This window comes from Acidimicrobiales bacterium (assembly GCA_041394265.1).
GTDB lineage: Bacteria > Actinomycetota > Acidimicrobiia > Acidimicrobiales > SZUA-35 > JBBQUN01.
Genome location: JAWKIO010000005.1, coordinates 4550274 through 4565959, shown reverse-complemented (window position 1 = coordinate 4565959; position 15686 = coordinate 4550274). Strand labels below are relative to the sequence as shown.

General features: G+C 66.9%; 17 protein-coding genes and 1 tRNA gene. 4 read left to right on the top strand and 14 right to left on the bottom strand.

What is annotated here, in order from left to right:
• Positions 1–25 precede the first annotated feature (25 nt).
• Positions 26–496, top strand: a complete 471-nt coding sequence (locus tag R2733_21940) for an Hsp20/alpha crystallin family protein (GenBank protein ID MEZ5379175.1) — start codon at positions 26–28, stop codon at positions 494–496.
• A gap of 59 nt (positions 497–555) precedes the next feature.
• Here the strand turns inward: R2733_21940 and R2733_21935 are convergent, their stop codons facing one another.
• From R2733_21935 to R2733_21925, 3 genes are all read right to left on the bottom strand, one after another.
• Entirely contained in the window at positions 556–939 is a 384-nt protein-coding gene (locus R2733_21935) for a PPOX class F420-dependent oxidoreductase (protein ID MEZ5379174.1), read from the bottom strand.
• 91 nt (positions 940–1030) lie between these two features.
• Entirely contained in the window at positions 1031–2173 is a 1143-nt protein-coding gene (locus R2733_21930; GenBank protein ID MEZ5379173.1) for a phytanoyl-CoA dioxygenase family protein, read from the bottom strand.
• A 67-nt stretch (positions 2174–2240) separates the two neighbouring features.
• Positions 2241–3170 carry a zinc-binding dehydrogenase gene (locus R2733_21925; GenBank protein MEZ5379172.1) on the bottom strand — a complete coding sequence of 310 codons (930 nt, stop codon included), beginning with the start codon at positions 3168–3170 and terminating at the stop codon, positions 2241–2243.
• 132 nt (positions 3171–3302) lie between these two features.
• Between R2733_21925 and R2733_21920 the strand changes: the two genes are divergently transcribed.
• The 3 genes from R2733_21920 (at position 3303) to R2733_21910 (ending at position 6902) form a co-directional block, all read left to right on the top strand.
• On the top strand, positions 3303–4085 hold the full coding sequence (locus R2733_21920; protein MEZ5379171.1) for a hypothetical protein: 783 nt from the start codon (positions 3303–3305) through the stop codon (positions 4083–4085).
• A 129-nt stretch (positions 4086–4214) separates the two neighbouring features.
• Positions 4215–5663, top strand: a complete 1449-nt coding sequence (locus tag R2733_21915; GenBank protein MEZ5379170.1) for an FAD-dependent oxidoreductase — start codon at positions 4215–4217, stop codon at positions 5661–5663.
• Between the two features lie 54 nt (positions 5664–5717).
• Positions 5718–6902 (top strand): hypothetical protein, encoded by a 1185-nt coding sequence (locus tag R2733_21910; GenBank protein ID MEZ5379169.1) that lies wholly within the window; start codon positions 5718–5720, stop codon positions 6900–6902.
• 19 nt (positions 6903–6921) lie between these two features.
• Here R2733_21910 and R2733_21905 read toward each other — a convergent pair whose 3' ends face one another.
• The 11 genes from R2733_21905 to R2733_21855 all read right to left on the bottom strand — a co-directional run bounded on the left by R2733_21905 (position 6922) and on the right by R2733_21855 (position 15639).
• The gene (locus tag R2733_21905) at positions 6922–7080 is read right to left on the bottom strand and encodes a hypothetical protein (GenBank protein MEZ5379168.1); all 159 of its coding nucleotides are present in this window, start codon (positions 7078–7080) and stop codon (positions 6922–6924) included.
• Between the two features lie 179 nt (positions 7081–7259).
• Positions 7260–8006 (bottom strand): hypothetical protein, encoded by a 747-nt coding sequence (locus R2733_21900; protein ID MEZ5379167.1) that lies wholly within the window; start codon positions 8004–8006, stop codon positions 7260–7262.
• Positions 8006–8662, bottom strand: coding sequence for a helix-turn-helix domain-containing protein (locus tag R2733_21895; protein MEZ5379166.1), 657 nt, complete (start codon positions 8660–8662; stop codon positions 8006–8008). Before R2733_21895 ends, R2733_21900 begins: the two co-directional genes overlap by 1 nt.
• Before the next feature lie 458 nt (positions 8663–9120).
• Positions 9121–9204: transfer RNA gene (locus R2733_21890), tRNA-Leu, on the bottom strand.
• 44 nt (positions 9205–9248) lie between these two features.
• Complete coding sequence (locus R2733_21885; protein ID MEZ5379165.1) at positions 9249–10748, bottom strand: ABC transporter substrate-binding protein; 1500 nt, start codon at positions 10746–10748, stop codon at positions 9249–9251.
• A gap of 104 nt (positions 10749–10852) precedes the next feature.
• Complete coding sequence (gene secG / locus R2733_21880; protein MEZ5379164.1) at positions 10853–11083, bottom strand: preprotein translocase subunit SecG; 231 nt, start codon at positions 11081–11083, stop codon at positions 10853–10855.
• A gap of 7 nt (positions 11084–11090) precedes the next feature.
• On the bottom strand, positions 11091–11708 hold the full coding sequence (locus R2733_21875) for a hypothetical protein (GenBank protein ID MEZ5379163.1): 618 nt from the start codon (positions 11706–11708) through the stop codon (positions 11091–11093).
• Between the two features lie 8 nt (positions 11709–11716).
• Entirely contained in the window at positions 11717–12772 is a 1056-nt protein-coding gene (locus tag R2733_21870) for a dipeptide ABC transporter ATP-binding protein (protein MEZ5379162.1), read from the bottom strand.
• On the bottom strand, positions 12769–13764 hold the full coding sequence (locus tag R2733_21865; GenBank protein ID MEZ5379161.1) for an ABC transporter ATP-binding protein: 996 nt from the start codon (positions 13762–13764) through the stop codon (positions 12769–12771). The genes R2733_21870 and R2733_21865 overlap by 4 nt, the downstream gene beginning before the upstream one ends.
• A complete protein-coding gene (locus R2733_21860; GenBank protein ID MEZ5379160.1) occupies positions 13761–14687 on the bottom strand; it encodes an ABC transporter permease in 927 nt (308 codons plus the stop codon). Before R2733_21860 ends, R2733_21865 begins: the two co-directional genes overlap by 4 nt.
• Complete coding sequence (locus tag R2733_21855; GenBank protein MEZ5379159.1) at positions 14680–15639, bottom strand: ABC transporter permease; 960 nt, start codon at positions 15637–15639, stop codon at positions 14680–14682. Before R2733_21855 ends, R2733_21860 begins: the two co-directional genes overlap by 8 nt.
• Positions 15640–15686 lie beyond the last annotated feature (47 nt).

Sequence of the window (15686 nt, the reverse complement as noted above, 5' to 3'; positions counted from 1 at the left end):
AGCGCGCTGCACAGGAGGAACTGACATGACCGACATCGAACCAACACCGACCAGTCGCCCCCCGACGCCCACTGCGCCGAGTCGCTGGGATCCGTTTGCCGAACTGGAGGCCTGGCTGGGCCGCGGCCCCGGGCAACGCCTCCCTTGGGCCAGTCTCTGGGGAACGCCAGACGGCGTCGACTTCACACCGGCCGCCGACATCGAAGAAACGGACAAGGCATGGTCGATCGACCTGGAGCTGCCCGGCGTCGACAAAGACGACATCGACGTGGAGACCCACGGGCGGACCGTGGTCATTCGCGGTGAACGCAAGCAGAAGGAACGGGAGGGCGTCGTGCGCCAGAAGCGCCGCGTGACCGGCACGTTCCGCTACGAGGTCACGCTCCCGGGCGAGATCGACCTCACGGCCATCGAGGCCAAGCTCGACAACGGCGAACTCGTCGTGACCGTGCCGAAGTCCGAGGCGGAGAAACCGCTCAAGATCAAGGTGTCGTGATCCGGTTCAGGCTGCGCCCGCCGCCGCGAGCGCAGCTGACCCGATGATCGCCGGGCAGATCACATCGTGGTCGTGTGGACCGGACGGATCCTGACGACGACGCGTTCCTCGCCGGGCTGCAACCAGGGGTAGTCCTGGCCCATGTAGCGGTTCGACAGCGAGTGGATGAAGGCGTAATCCGCGTCGGGCTCGATCGATGCGACCTCGCCGCGAACCTCGAGGTATCGGTACGGGTTCTCCGGATCGAGAATCGACAGCGACACCCGCGGCTCCCGCTGGATGTTCTTGAACTTCTGCTTCGTGGGCGTCTGGCTGATCGCGATCGTCTCGCCGTCCCAGGCGAACCACACCGGGTTGTTCTGTGGTTCGCCATCGGGACCCACCGTTGCCACGTGGGCGAAGCCATTCGAGTCGAGGATGTCGGCGACCTGGTCGGGAATCATGGGAGCCTCCTGGAAGAAGCGGATCGGTGTGATCCGCTTGCGGGTCCCAACGATGCCCGACGAGCCTTCATTCCCAGTCGGGGAGCAAACCTCAGATACTGAGGTCGTCGAGGTTGTAGTCGCGGATGTCGGCACGAGCAGCGTCGTCCCAGGTGTACTCCAAGCCCTCCTCGACATGGGGACGGTAGGCGTAGGGGGTCTCGGACGGGAACCGTTGACGGCGAGCGTCGATCCCGTACCCGATGAGGCGGGCACGACGCCGGATGCGTTCGGCGTCGTAGACGGCTCGGGCGTTGTGGACGCCTCCGGCCTCGACGTCGAGCACCGAGGCCCGCCGGTGGAACCCGAAGTTGACGGTGACCCGCCAGTCCTCGCTCGTGTTGGCGAACGAGCCGTGCACCGCTTGGCGGTTGGTGATGGCCACGTCGCCAGGCGCGCACACGATGGGCACGGCGTCGGCAATGCGTTCCGACCCGGCGGCAGCCACCATGCCTGCGATGTCGGCGTGACGTTCCTTGTGCGATCCGGGAACGACCCACACCCCGTTGGCCGGCGTGCATCCGTAGAGCTGCGCCATGAAGTTGAATCCGTGGCTCCCTTGGTCCCAGTCGTCTCGATCCCAGTGCGTGACCCCATCACGATGCCAGGCGACCGATGCACCGAGTCCGGGCGCCTTGAAGAACAGCGCCTCGTTGAAGGGTGCGAAATCATCGCCGTTCACGGCGGCCGCCACCGCCAGCAGGTCGGGGTGACCGTAGACCCGGAGGCAAGCGTCGGAGTGCTGCAGACTCCCGAGCATCACATAGACGACTTCGTCGGGAGCGTCATCGGCCGGCGTCGGCTCGTGCATCTTCACCGGGTGCCGCCCGTTCGCAGCGGCCGTGCCACCGTTGGGGTCGGACAGTGGCTTGGCGAAGAAAACGCTCGGCCCCCGCAGCCCGGCGTTGAGCGCCGGCCGCCCGTGCGCGTCGACCTCGCTCCCCCGGCTCACCGGTACCCGGTCGAGGACGTCGATCACGTCTCGCTCGATGTCGTCGAGCTCCTCTGGGCCGAGCACTCCCTCGAAGACGAAGAACCCGCAACGCCAGTAGGCATCGAGGATGTCGGGGTGAAGGTGTCCCTCGTCGTCGAACCGGATCGGCCCTCGATTGCCCAACGCGAACGCCTTGCGTTCCCCCTCGGCAAGATATTCGTTCATCGCGGCCGCATCCGGCCCGTAGCTCAGCGTCCCCATGCGCGAACCCTACGACACGGTCTCGCCGTGTCAAGCCGCACACCCCGGCCGCCGCGGTGACGGGGAATCAGAAGGTGACGCTCACCTTGAGCGCGCCGGACTCGAACGGCTGGTTGGCTGCGACGATCGCCTGATCGATGTCCTCGATGGAGAACGTCTGCGACAGCAGTGGCTTCACGTCGATCGCTCCCGAGGAGATGAGATCGAGCGCAGTCTGGAATGACGACGCCGATGGCTCGTCTTGCGCCCCGTAGGTGCTTGCGGCCCGCAGGCGCTTGCGGAAGAACTTCGAAAACTCGATCGGTACTGCCTGGTCGGAGTCGGGAAGTCCGAACCACATCAGGTTGCCGTCGGGACGCACGAGGTTCACCGAGTCGTTGAGGGTCTGCTTGGTGCCGACGGCCTCGACCACGAGATCGGGTCCCGGTCCGGTGAGGTCGCGCAAGGCTGCCTCGATGTCGTCGCTCCGGGGGTCGAGCACCGTGTCGACGCCGAAGTGTGCCGATGCCGCCCGCCGTTCGGCCACCGGGTCGGAGGCGATGATGGACGCCGCGCCGCAGTGGCGCAGCCACGACGCCCAGAACAGGCCGGCCGACCCCTGCCCGATGACCATCACCGAGCGGCCCTCGACCTCGACGCCCCACTGCTTGGCGGCGAAGATCACGGTGCCAAGCTGCTGCGCCATGAGAAGTTCGGCCGCGGTGACGTCGCACTCGGGAAGCGGCAGCACGTACTTCGAGCCCAGGGCCTGATAGTCACCGAAACACGTGGCGATGTGCGCCGGCGGGAAACACAGGACATTGGTGCCGACGGGCAAGGCGCTCGTGTCACTCCCCGACGAAGCGACGATCTCGCCGATCGCCTCGTGGCCTGGATAGCCGTGGGCGCACGGAACCGGTGGCATGTTGACGCCGTGACAGACCACATGAAGGTCGGACCCGCAGATCGAGGCCGCATGGGTCTTCACGAGCACCTGCCCCTCACTCGGTTCGGGCATCGGCGCCTCCACGCAATGAATGTCGTTCCTGGCCGTGACCTGAGCCGCTCTCATGCCGCCTACCTCAACACGTTGTTCGGCGGCGCGCCAGCGGAACGACAACCTGCCACCTCATCGTGGTAGACCGTCGCCATGACGCCTTCGGTGATGGAGCATCTGGTCGACGAAGAGACACGGTCAGGTGGTGAGCGACTGCTCGAGTTCACACTCGACCGGGACGGACGACCGGTGACGGGCGTGCTCTGGCTGCCGCCCGACGCCGGCGCGGCCACGCCGCTGGTGTGTTGCGGCCACGGTGCCTCCGGCGACCGGCATCAGGCGCCGATCCCGTGGCTGGCGAAGCGCCTCACGCTCGATCACGGCATGGCCGTGTTGTCGATCGACGGGCCGGTCCATGGTCGTCGCCAGGTCGGACCGGGCGGCCGCGACGCCTTCTGGCCGGAGTGGCAGCGTGAGGGCAGCACCCAGGACATGGTGGCCGACTGGAAACTCGCCCTCGATGCGGCATTGGAGCTCCCCGACCTCGCTGACGGTCCAGTCGGCTACTGGGGACTCTCGATGGGCACCCTCTTCGGGGCGCCGTTCGTCGCCGCAGCACCTCGCATCTCCGTGGCCGTCCTCGGCTTGATGGGGATCACCGGACCCGACCACTACCGGCCGCTGATCACTGCCGCAGCCGAGCAGATCGAGGTGCCGGTGCTGTTCTTGATGCAACTCGAGGACGAGCTGTTCAGCCGGGACGAATACCTCGCCCTGTTCGACACGCTGGCCTCGACCGACAAGCGGCTCCACGCCAATCCCGGACTGCATCCGGCGGTGCCGCTCGAGGAACTCGACCACGGACTCGAGTTCCTGGTCCAGCACCTCACCGGCACGGTGCCCGCCCGAGGCACGGCCTTCTCGGTGTCGGAGTAGCACCAGCCTCGATCGAGTGCCGGTGCGAGCTATGGTCGCCGTGTTTGGACCACCAGCCGGAGGACCCGTGTCACGCCCTCACCCGACGATGTCTCATTTCGCGCAGCGCACCGACGCACGGGCGGCATCATGACCGCTCCGGAACCACTCGCTCCACCTGCCGACGGAGCATGGAGCCGATCGGTCGACGTCGTGGTCATCGGCTTCGGTGTTGCCGGCGCGAGCGCTGCACTCGAAGCGCATCGAGCCGGGGCCGAGGTGCTGATCGTGGAACGGGCCTCGGGTGGTGGCGGAGCGAGCGCCCAATCCGAAGGCATCTTCTACCTCGGCGGCGGCACGGCGCTCCAACGCGATCTCGGCTACGACGACAGCCCCGACAACATGTATGCGTTCATGCGGGCCAGTACCTCGACGCCCGACGACGACGCGCTCCGCCTCTTCTGCGACGACGCAGCCGAGCACTTCGACTGGCTCGAGGCCCAGGGCGTGCCGTTCGAGCGGCGAGCCTTCACGGGCAAGGCGGTTGCAGTTCGCACCGGCGAAGGACTTCTCACCACCGGCAACGAAAAGGTCTGGCCGTTCAGCGACGCCGCCACACCCATGCCACGTGGACATCAGACCCGCGCCGAGGGCGGCGCCCGAGGTGGCGTCAACACCATGAAGGCGCTCCTCGCAGCGGTCGAGCACGAGTCGATCCCCACGGTGTACGACACCGGTGCGACCGCACTGGTCCGCAATGACGCCGGTGTCATCTGCGGCGTGCGACTGGCCACGCCAGGGGCATCCGATGAAATCGTCGAGGCCCGCCAGGGCGTGATCCTGGCCACCGGCAGCTTCAACCTCAACGACGAAATGACGCACGCCAACTTCCCCGTCGTGGCTGGCCACGGACGGCCGCTCGGCATCGACTCCAACGACGGCGCCGGGCTGCGCCTCGGTGAAAGGGCAGGCGGGGTCACGAGAGGGATGGACGGTGTGATCGCCACCGGGTCGATCTATCCGCCCGAGCAGCTCATCTTCGGGATCATGATCAACAACCGCGGCGAACGGTTCGTGGCCGAAGACGCCTATCACGGTCGCGCCGTCCACTTCATCGCCGAGCAACCCGACCAGCAGGCGTGGCTGCTCGTCGACGAGGCCCACTTCGCCTACCCCGAGCGGGGCCATCCCCTCGTCGACGTATTCGAGACCGTCGAGGCGCTCGAGTCGGCGCTGGAGGTTCCGTCGGGATCGGTGCAGGCCACCCTCGACCGATTCAATGCCGATTCGGCGAACGGTGCCGACGAGCAGTTCCACAAGTACCGGGACTGGCTCGCTCCCCTGCAGCCGCCGCTCGCTGCGTTCGACATCTCCTACGGTGTCGCCGAGTACAGCTACATCGCCCTCGGTGGTCTGCAGGCCGACATCGACGGGCGGGCGCTCGATGCCGACGGCCAAGCGATCCCCGGTCTCTACGCGGTTGGCGCCGTCGCGGCGCACTTCCCCCAGAACGGTGGTGAGTACGCGAGCGGGATGAGCCTTGGTCCCGGGTCGTATTTCGGCCGCCGGGCCGGTCGCCACGCAGCGACCCGCCGTTGACCAACTGATCAACCGCGAGGCGGTCGCGACCGTCGGTCATCTAGGTTTGGGGCCATGTCACCTCCATCGTCTCCCGGCACCGGTGCCCCCGCCGATGCGGCACGATCGGTCGCTCCCGCCTTGGCGGCCAATGCGCAGTTGTCGGAGCGGCTGCGCCGGCTCGCTCCCGAGTCGGTCGATCTGATGGTCGAGGCCGGGCTGTGGCGAGTGCTCACCCCGGCATCGGTCGGTGGCGCCGAGGCCGGCCTGCGGGCACTCGTCGACTCGCTCTTCGTCGTCGGTGCGGCCGATCCGGCGGCCGGTTGGGTCCAGATGGTGTCGAATGCTCACACGTGGATGGTGGGGAACTTTCCCGCCGAATGCCGAGGGGAGGTGTTCGCCGATGGGCCCGACGTTCGGGTGCCGGGCACGTTGGCCTCGCAGGGCAAGGCCGCCAGGGTGGACGGTGGGTGGCGGATCGACGGTCGCTGGCAGTTCGCTTCGGGCGTCGATCATGGCGAGTGGTTGATCGTCGGGGCCATCGCCGACGTGCTGCCCGAGAGCCCGAACAGGTTGTTGCACCTGATCGTCCCCAAGACCGACGTGACCATCGACGACACATGGTTCACCCTCGGCCTTCGCGGCACCGGTTCCAACGACGTGGTGGCGACCGACGTGTTCGTACCTGACCACCGAGCGCTGCCGACCAAACTGCTCTTCGACGGCGAGAGTCCGCACGGCGAGGGCAGCGCCACGTTCCTCCACCGGCTACCGGTGCTGGTCTGTTTGTCGATCCAACTCGCCGCCGCCGTCGTGGGGATCGCCGATGGCGCAATCGAGCTCCACGTCGAGAGGACTTCGGCCCGACGCGAGGTCTACACCGGCGCATCCAAGGCCGAGAGCGCCGGTGCGCAGATGCGAGCGGCGGAATCATCCACCGAACTCCACCTCGCACACTTGTTGCTGCAAGAGGCCGCCGACCGGTGCGACGTCGTGGCCGACACCGGTGAGCGGCTGACCATCGAGGAGCGAGCCGAACTCAAGTGGCACGCGGCCTACGCCGTCGAACTCGCCCGGCGAGCCACCGAGCGCATCTTCGCGGCGGCCGGTGCGCACGGCATCTACGACGACAGCCTGCTCCAGTCGCGCTACCGAGACGTCAACACCGCCTGCCATCACGCCATCGCCGACTTCGACGGCAACGCCCAAATGTACGGCCGCACTCGACTTGGCCTCGATCCCGGCACCCCGCTGGTATGAGCGAGTTGCAGCTCGACGTTCAGGACGTCGCGGGGCAGTCCAGCACCGAATCGGCCCATGCCAGCTCCTCGGCGCTCGGCTCACCGTGCTCGGCCTCCCACTCCGCCGCGCCAGCAAGGCCCTGCTCGACGAGTAGAGCCCGCTCGGCTGCGGCATTGAGCCAAGCAGACAGCGTCACCCTGCGGCGTTCGGCTGCGTCCGCCGCTTGGGCAGCGACCGATTCGTCCAATGCAACCGAGAGCTTTCGAACAGCCACCACGCCCCGGTAGTACCGCATTCCTACCCGCCCTCGACCTGTTGAGGTGAGCTGTCAGGCGGCAAGCGACACACCCTCGGTCCCTCCGACACACTCTCGGATCACGCCGCAAGAAGGCGGTAGGCCGCTCTGCCACGGTCTGCGGCATCGACCGGCAGGCTCGCCCACGCTCGCTGGTCGACGTCGGCCATCTCCGACCGTGCTCGGATCCGTTGCCTGTCCTTCTTGGTGAGCTGACCCGCCATCTCGAGTGGATCGTCGACCAGACTGAGCAGCAGCCCCAGATCGAGCCGTTGCGCCTCGGGCACATCGTCGACGGCGACGGCGACCGCCTTGCCCACTATCGCGCCGAGCAGCGACGGCCGAGGCACGAGGCCGATTCGGCTGCCGAACGCCACCGGCACCAGTTCGGTTCGCTCGAGTGCCTGAGTGCCGCCGGGGACCTGCAGGGTCCGGCCCGGTGGTGAGGTGGTGAGGTCAGCGCGGGGCCCGAGGCCCTCGGGTGCCAGCACGTCGATGCTCACTCCACCGCGCTGGTATCGGTGGGCAATGCCCTCCGGTGATACCCCAGCGAGAACGAAGCCCCGGTCCTCGATGGTCGTCACGAACTCGCGCACGCCACCGGTCACCACCCTGGCGTTGACGAGCACGTCGAGGTCGGTCGAGACCCGAGGTGGCGTGACATCGTGCTCAATGGCATGGAGGAACACCATCTGCCCGCCTACAAGGGTCCACTCACCTGGTCGCAGCTCGGAGAGCTCGATCAGTGCGGCCCACATCTCGTCGTCGTGACCAGGGAGCGCAGGAAGCTGGATCGGCTCCCGGTCCAGCACGGACCACGAGCTCATCACCGTGCCAGTAGCTCGGCGCCGGCTCGTCGGGACCGCGGCTCCTCGGACTCGAGGAGGTCGACGCCTACGACGGAGCGAGCTGCGTAGCGCTGGTCGGACTCGAACGGCCACGCATCGTCCTCGACCATCCGGAGCAACACGTTTGGCCGTGCTGCCTGCTCGTCGAGACCGAACTGCTTGACCAGCCGGTCGATCTCGCCGGCACGGACATAGCCCTCCACGCTCTCACCGATCACGAGATCTGCTCCGCAGTGGGCTGCCGCACTGGCCCCGGCTCGAACAAGTTCGTCTGCCAACCGGTCCAGGACACCAGGGTGGGCGTAGAACCGTCGCCGTTCGCACCGGGCAGCGAGCCGGCCGACCAGGTGGCCCAACCCCTGTCCGAGGCGCTTCCTGGCCCGTGAGCGCTCGACGGGCGACAGATCGACCTGCTCACCATCAGCAAGAGCGAGCACGGCCCACGCCGACACCGGACTCCAGGGCCGACCCACCTCGGGGCGCAGCCCTGCAACTCGGTGCAACCGCTCACGGTCGATGATCCAGGCCCGGCCAACTCGCTCGCCGTCGAGCACGCCATCGGCAAGCATCTGCCGCACACGACGCGCGCTGACCCCCAGCTCATCCGCAGCCTCGGCGACACTCAGCATCGACATATCAAAATACTACCGGTATCGGAACCAATATGCAAGCGGGGTCGCCGGGTGACAACTGCCAGCGAGCTACCACCAGGCGGACAACGAACATCACCGCACGCAAATCTGGCGGTATGCGCCGTCTTGGGGATCAGCCAGCTCTCGCCAAGCCGTGTAGGCGGACTCCTTGCTCCGCTCCGGGCTGCTCGAAATGGCGAGCCACTTCCCCACCGCGGAACCTCCCCTCCGACGAATCCTGCAGATCCTGCTGTGACGAGCCGGCCAACTCGAGCGGCCGCCGGCGGACGGCCTACCTCGATCTCCGAAGATCTGCGTCGTCGGCTCGCCGCCCTATAGACGAGCCCGTACTCGCCGAGAAGAACACCTTGCAGGTGCCGGGCCGCTCACCGAGGACGGCTGCTCGTTGAGATCGGACCCAAAAAGCAGAATCCCCAGGCCAGTGACCTGGGGAAACTCAGTGTCGAAGGGGGGACTTGAACCCCCACGTCCTAACGGACACTAGCCCCTCAAGCTAGCGCGTCTGCCAATTCCGCCACTTCGACGTGGTCCACAGATCTTAGCGGTTGCTCGCCGAATCACACCCGTGTCACGGCAGAGATCTGATCTCGATCGAGCCGTCGGCACGAGTCACGACGCCACGGAACGCAGGCGAGACGACGAAACGATTCTCGGCCGCTGCGACCGGCAGGAGCACGGCGCTGGCCAGCGCCTGTTGGTGCGCTGCAGCAAGCAATGCCCAGCGTTCGGTGTCAGCCGTGGTCACCATTGCCGTGGCGAGGAGCTGGTCGACATCGGGCGAGATCGAGCCAAGCGGATTTGCCGTGCTCGTGCTGCTGAGCAGGGGCGGGACGATCGCATCGACCGACCCGGCAGGGGCAACCCAGCCATAGGGGAACATGTCGACCGGCGTCCCATCGATCGCCGTGGCAAGCTGACCCGTAGCGAGTTCGACCGCTTCGGCGGTGACCCCGACGACACCGAGCTGTTCGACGATGTTGGCCGCCAACTCGGCTTCGTGCGGTGTGGTGAAGCCGACGCGAATGGTCGGGACGACGCCCACCTCGGCCACGAGGGCTCGGGCGCGGTCGGGATCGAACGCGCACGGGGCGCCGCACGGATCTCCTTGGAATCCAGCAACCGTCGGCGCCACGATGCCGTCGAGCGCAAAGGCCGGCGAGGACAGCTGATCGAGGAGCGTCGAGCGATCGACTGCGGTCAGCAAAGCCTGCCGCACCCGGAGGTCGGCGAGGGCCGTCGAGGCCGGATCGAGGACGAAGAACCGCACGATGCTGCGCGCCGAGGGAGCAAGGCCGACCTCACGCACCGCGCGCTCGCTCGAGTCCACGGGTACCACGGCCCCGTCGACGGCACCGGAGGCCGCGTCCGCCTCAGCGGTTGCATCGTCGCTCACCCAGGCGATGGCGACTGATAGGGCGTCCTCGCCGTCACCGTTCGTGAGCAGTGCATGCTCGGCGTCATCCGCCACCAACCGATAGCGGCCCGTCGGTGCGCCACCGTCGTCGACGATCGAGAACGGCAACCCGCTCACGACCCACGCAAAGCCGGCGTTCGGCGACGAGAGGACGAACCGCACGGTGGCGTCATCGACCGCGTCGATGCGGGCTACGGAGGACAGCAGGCCGGCGGCGGCCGACGCAGGAGCGTTCGCCCTGAGTCGTTCGAAGCTGGACCGGACGGCGGCGGCGTTCGTTCGCTCCGCATCGAGCGAGAACGTCCACGCGAGACCGTCGTCGCTCGTGGTCCACTCGGTGGCCAGAGCGGGCACGAGGCGACCATCGGCGGTGGTCTCGGTCAGTCCGTCGTAGAGCAGATCGGAGACGATGACCGCACCCTGGTCGGCCAGCGACACGGCGATCGGGTCCCACGAGCCTGGACGGACCAGCGCCAGGCGGAGGACCGAGCCGGTGATCTCGTCGGGCAGCTCGAGCGCCAGCGCGTCGGGGATGGATGTCGACGCCGCTGCGGTTCGTTCGCTACTCGGCTCGAGGCGCGAACACGCCGACGCCATCGAGATGGCGGCAGCCAACAGAAGCGCACCCAGCGAGCGAGGACGAAGTGAACTCACTGTTCCAGCATCGGCCGAACACTGGTGAAGATGAGCCGAATGGACTACCCGGCGGTGCCGCCCATCGAGGTCAGGCACTCACCCGACCAGCAAGAGTTTGCTGATCAGGAGTCGAGCATGAACGCCATGGCGACGGTGAGGAACGTGAAGATCAGCCCGAAAACGATCGTGAGCCGATCGAGGTTTCGTTCCATCGACGTGGACCCGGCCGCCGAGCCCGACATACCACCACCGAACATGTCGGAGAAGCCACCGCCGCGGCCACTGTGCAGGAGCACGAGCGAAACGGTGATGATGCCGACGATGAGGTAGATGGGGCCGAAGATCCAGATCATGACCGAATCACGCTAGCAGGTCGACGAGACCATCCGACGCACGCCCCCGCCGCTTCTTGTGCAGCCACGTCGGCGGCACGGATGCGTCGGGGCGTGACGCTCGAACGGGCAGCGCGGGCGCCCACACGGTCATCGAGTCGACGATGTGATCGAACTCGGCACGGCTCTCGATCTTGTCGCAGAGCAGGAACGGACGACGCCGGACCTCGGCGACCAATCCGCCCTTGGCTCCGGTCAGCAGCCTGGGGTTGGAATGTGCGGGGGCAAGGCCTGTCGCACGCGCCGAGGGCGCACCACCGACCGCACCGGCCGCATGATGATCGCGCCGCCAACGCGAGACCTGGGAGGGGCGGGCCAACGTCGAGATCCGCTCCCAGCCGAGATGCTGTCGCCGGAGCAGACACCGACGCTCGACCCCGTCGGCGCCGAGCACCGTGACGATCGGATAGTCGGCAACAGCCACCCACGCCAGCAGGAGACCGACGAGGACAAGGACGAACGGAAACCAGCGGAACCGATCGAGCAAGCCATAGCCGCCGAGCGCCAGGAGCGCGATCGGCGCAAACGCCGTCGTCGCCCGCCCCCGCCACGACGTGTGCAACACGACCGAGGGCCAGTGGGCCACGGCAGCGCTCAGATCGTTGCCGAGTTGCCGGCGCCGGCAGCGATCCGCTCGAGCAGGAGTTCACCCGGCTCCAGGTGATAGTGGCATGCCACCTGGTGCCCCGGGCGGACCTCGACCAGCGGCGGTTCCTCGGCGGCGCATCGCTCGGTGGCGATGGGGCAACGAGTGCGGAACCGGCAACCGCTCGGCGGTTTGGCCGGGCTGGGGATGTCGCCCTCGAGCACGATGCGCTGGCGAGCCCGCTCGATGCGGGGATCGGCAATCGGGACGGCCGACAGCAGCGACTGGCTGTAGGGGTGGGCCGGCGCGTCGTAGAGCGACCGCGAGTCGGCGATCTCGGCAACCTTGCCGAGGTACATCACCATCACCCGATCGGAGATGTGACGGACCACCGACAGGTCGTGGGCGATGAACAGGTACGCGAGCTGGAATTCCTCCTGGAGGTCTTCCAGGAGGTTGATGACCTGCGCCTGGACCGACACGTCGAGGGCGGAGACGGGTTCGTCGAGCACGATCAGGCTCGGACGGAGCGCCAGTGCCCGGGCGATGCCGATGCGCTGGCGCTGACCACCGGAGAACTCGTGCGGGTAGCGGTTGCCATGCTCGGGCAGCAGACCGACCGCACGGAGCAGTTCGCCCGCCCGCTTGCCGGCCTCGGCCTTGCCGATGCCATGGATTCGCAGTGGCTCGGCGATGATGTCGGAGACCGGCATGCGGGGATTCAACGATGCGTACGGATCCTGGAACACGATCTGCATCTCGGCCCGCAGCTCGCGGAGCCGATCGTGGTCGGCAGCGATCACGTCTTCGCCCCGGAATCGCACCGAGCCCGACGTCGGCTCGATCAGCCGCAACAAGGAGCGGCCGAAGGTGGTCTTTCCGCAGCCCGATTCACCGACCACGCCGACCGTCTCGCGCTCGTTGACGGTGACGCTCACCCCATCGACTGCGTGGACGTGGCCAACGGTCTTGCGCAGGAGTCCGGCCCGAATCGGGAAGTGCATGACGAGGTCATCGACCTCGAGCAGCGGACGTGCTCCGTTGCTGGCTGCGTGCTCGCTCACGCCGTGACCTCCCGGCTGAAGGCAGGTAGCTGTGAGGTGAGGTGACACCGCGACCGGTGGCCCGGCTCGATGATCTCGAGGGTCGCCGACCGCTCGTCGCAGACGCCTTCCCGATGGGCGCACCGGGGAGCGAATGCGCAGCCGGAAGGCATGTTGATGATGCTCGGTGGCGTTCCCTCGATCGGAATCAGCCGGTCACCGATCGCGTCGAGCCGCGGCATCGAGGAGAGCAGGCCCCGGGTGTACGGGTTCATCGGGTGGTAGAACACCTGCTCGAGCGTGCCTTCTTCGAACACCCGCCCGCCGTACATGACTTCGACTCGCTCGGCGGCGCCCGCCACAAGACCGAGGTCGTGGGTGATCAGGATCATGGCTGCGCCGGTCTCGGCACGGATGTCTGACAGCACCTCCATGACCTGCGCTTGGACCGTGACGTCGAGCGCCGTGGTCGGTTCGTCGGCGATCAGCAACTCGGGGTCGTTCGAGATGGCCATGGCGATCATGGCCCGCTGGCGCATGCCGCCCGAGAACTCGTGCGGGTACTGGTTGACCCGCTGGGCCGGCTCAGGCACGCCGACGAGTTCGAGCAGATCGATGGCTCGCCGGGTCGCCTCCTTGCCCGCGTACTTGCCGTGGACCTCGAGCGCTTCGATGATCTGATCGCCGATCGTATAGACCGGATTGAAGGCGGTCATCGGGTCTTGGAAGATCATTGAGATGCGGTTGCCTCGGATGGCCCGCATGTCGTGCGTTGGCAAGCCCACCAGTTCGATGCCATCGAACACGGCCGAGCCACCGATCTGGGCCGATCGGGGCAGCAGCCCCATCAGGCCGAGCACGGTGACCGACTTGCCGGAACCCGACTCGCCGACGACAGCGATCGACTCACCGCGGTGCACGTCGAACGTGACGCCGCGAACGGCCTGCGCCATGCCCTTCTTGGTCTTGAAGGCGACGGTCAGCTCGTTGAGCGAGAGCAGTACGTCGCTCATTCGATACCAGCCTTCGGGTCGAGAGCGTCACGCAGAGCGTCGCCGATGAAGTTGAAGCTCAAGATGATGAGCGTGACGATCGCGCCCGGGATGAGGACTTCCCACGGCGCGGTGTCGATCGAACCCTTCGAGTCGCTGATCAGGGTGCCGAGCGTGGTGTTCGGTGCCTGGACGCCGAGACCGAGGAACGACAACGTCGACTCGAGGATGATGGCGGTGCCAGCGAGCAGCGTGATCTCGACCAGCAGGGTGCCGACGATGTTCGGCAGGAGATGCCGGGTGACGATCCGGAACGACCCGGCACCGGCAGCCCGAGCCGCCTGCACGAACTCGGTCTCCTTCAGTTGGATGGTCTGGGCCCGAACGAGGCGGGCGGCACGGGTCCACGACAGCAGGGAGAGCAGGATCGCCACCGACAGCGGATCGAGACCGAACTTCCGGCCCATGATGATGAGGACCAGGATCAGCGGCACCGACAACAACACGTTGATGACGAAGCTGATCGTCGAATCCAGCCACTTGCCGTAGAACCCGGCGATCGATCCCAACACCGTGCCGAGCAGGGTGGTGAGTAGGGCGGTGAGTGCGGCGATGCGAATCGAGAACTGGCCGCCGGTCATGGCCCGAACGAAGTAGTCACGTCCGAGGGCGTCGGTGCCGAACGGGTGGTCGAGTGACGGTCCCAGCTTTCGGTCGGCCACGTTGGTCTGGTCGATCGCGTAGGGCGACAACCACTCGCCGACGAAGAATCCGACGACGAGGATGAACAGGAGCGCAACCCCGATGATGGCGAGTCGGTGACGGCGGAACCGGTTCCAGGCCTGACGGCCGAGGCTCTCAGGCGTCTCGGCCAAGCCGAGCATCTCGTTCATTTCGGCCAGTTCGTCGGCCGCTGTCGGGGTTGGTTCGGCGAGGTCAGTCATATCGCACCCTCGGGTCGAGGTAGCCGTAGGCCAGATCGGCAATGAGGTTGAAGATCACGACCAACAAGGCGATGGCGATCGTCACCGCCATGACGACGTCGAGGTCGGCGGCGAAGATGGCGTCGATCAGCAAGCGACCGAGGCCGGGCCAGGAGAACACGGTCTCGGTGATGAGTGATCCGCCGAAGAGGGCGCCGGCGTTGAGCGACCACACGGTGACCGCCGGGATCATCGCGTTGCGGAAGATATGGCGGGTGATGACCTTGCGCTCGCTGAGCCCCTTGGCCCGAGCGGTGCGGATGTAGTCGGACGACTTGATGTCGAGCACGGCGGCCCGGATGAACCGGGAGTCGCCCGCCAGCAGGATCAGCAGCAGCGTGAACACCGGCAAGGTCACGCTCGACAGGTATTGGGTGAAGGACTCGGTGTGCATGCCCGAGGACCAGAAGGGTTTCCACCCGGTCCATCGCGGGAACCAGATGGCGAACACGACCTGGAGCAGCAACCCGAAGAAGAAGGTCGGCATCGACAGGCCGAAGTAGGAGATCGTGGTGACGGCGTAGTCGCCGACCGAGTACTGCCGCAAGGCGGAGTAGACACCGGCGGACACGCCGAAGATCATCAGCAACACGAAGGCGGGGATGGCCATCTTCAACGTGTTGCCGGCTCGTTCGAAGAACAACTCGCTCACCGGGCGCTCACCCTGCGACAGGGCCTCACCCATGTCGCCGGTGACGAAGTCGCCAAGCCAGCTGAGGTAGCGAGTGGGAATGGGTTTGTCGAGCTGGTAGCGCTCGATAAGGATGTCGTAGGCCGACTGGTCGCAGGTAGCGCAGGCAGCCAGATTGTCTCGGGGATCGACGACCGACGATGCCGCCCAGTAGACGCCGAACGTGGCGACCAGCAGGATCGGGATGGTGGCGATCAGGCGTCGAAGGGCAAAGGCGAACATGGCTCCGGGATCCTAGACCAGGGCGGGCGGGCCTGTCGCCAGGCCCG